This window comes from Methanocrinis sp., assembly GCF_049974945.1.
Taxonomy (GTDB): Archaea; Halobacteriota; Methanosarcinia; order Methanotrichales; family Methanotrichaceae; genus Methanocrinis.
Window position 1 is genome coordinate 1 of record NZ_JBNGCU010000193.1, and the last position, 1,127, is coordinate 1,127.

Annotated in this window: 3 protein-coding genes; all 3 read left to right on the forward strand. The window is 59.2% G+C overall.

All coding sequences use genetic code 11. The features are described 5' to 3' along the window. Nucleotides 1-130 (forward strand): exodeoxyribonuclease VII small subunit (gene xseB, locus ACP5EL_RS10470; protein ID WP_428402455.1); only part of this gene is annotated, 130 nt, incomplete at its 5' end. A 65-nt stretch (nucleotides 131-195) separates the two neighbouring features. Further along, entirely contained in the window at nucleotides 196-549 is a 354-nt protein-coding gene (locus tag ACP5EL_RS10475; RefSeq protein ID WP_428402453.1) for a hypothetical protein, read from the forward strand. Then, the coding region (locus ACP5EL_RS10480; RefSeq protein ID WP_428402454.1) for an SGNH/GDSL hydrolase family protein at nucleotides 546-1,127 on the forward strand (582 nt) is incomplete at its 3' end. The genes ACP5EL_RS10475 and ACP5EL_RS10480, both read left to right, overlap by 4 nt.

A 1,127-nucleotide genomic window follows, 5' to 3' on the forward strand; every position in this document is an offset into this window, starting at 1 on the left:
CCTGGAGGAGAGCCTGAAGGCCTTCGAGAGGGGCGTCTCTCTGGTGCGAAGATGCAACTCCCTCCTGGACGGGGCGGAGCAGAGAATAGAGATCCTGGCCGGAGAGCTCCCGGAGGATCTGACGAGGTGATGTGACGGTGATCTGTCGAGGCGTATTGACCGTCTCGTTCTTCGTTTTGTTGGAGGTTTAGTTCTATGAGTTTCGCTGATCTTACAGAGAAGGACCTTCTCGCCGACGAGAAGAAGGTCTTCGGACGGATTATAGACATGTGGAGCCTTGGGACCCCCGAGGATCCCTACTCGAGCAGCACTGAGTCGAAGGTGATCAAGTACGCTGAGAAGGACGGTCTATCCGAGGAGCAGATCCTGGGGGTGCTCAAGTCCTTGGAGGAGAAGGGCCTCATTCACAGGGAGCAGGTGAGGAAGAAGACGATCATTAAGTACAGGGTCGAGGCCCACCACATAGTCAAGGAGCTTCAGAAGACGACTTACGTCGACAGCAGGTACAAGTTCACCCCGCCGCACCATTCGGGCCCCGGATCAAAATGAGCGAAGAAGGCGAAGAGGGCAGCGCGTTCACCAGGCGTACCGTCTCCCTCCTGGAGGCGGGGGAGCCGGTGAAGATCGTCAGCTTCGGCGACTCCATCACCGCGGGCTTTGCGGTTCGAAGGGGCTTCGACCACTTCTGGCTTGAAATGCTCAGGAAAAAGTACCCTCGAGCCGAGATCAGCCTCAATAACGAGGGGGTCTGCGGCGCCACCAGCTTCGACGGCCTGGCCAGGCTCGACTGGTCGGTGATCGCCCACGCTCCCGACCTGGTCACGGTCAACTTCGGGATTAACGACATGTATATGGGGATCCGGCTCGGCGAGTTCAAGAGCAACCTGATCGAGATCACAGAGAAGATTCTGGAGGGATCGAAGAGCGAGATCTTGCTCCTCAGCTCCGAGCCACTGACAACGCCCCGGTTCGACCGGATCGTCCTCAGCTACTACCAGTCCCTCGAAGACGTCGCCGAGGAGATGGGGGTGGGCTTCGTCGACGTATACGGCGCCTGGATGAGGCGGGTCGCCGAGGGCGTTCCCCTCGACTCTCTGATCCTTCCCGGCCTCGACCACCCGAACGAG

Coding starts and splice junctions, on each gene's coding strand:
- ACP5EL_RS10475 (WP_428402453.1), top strand. CDS start 196: ATGAGTTTCGCTGATCTTACAGAGAAGGACCTTCTCGCCGACGAGAAG.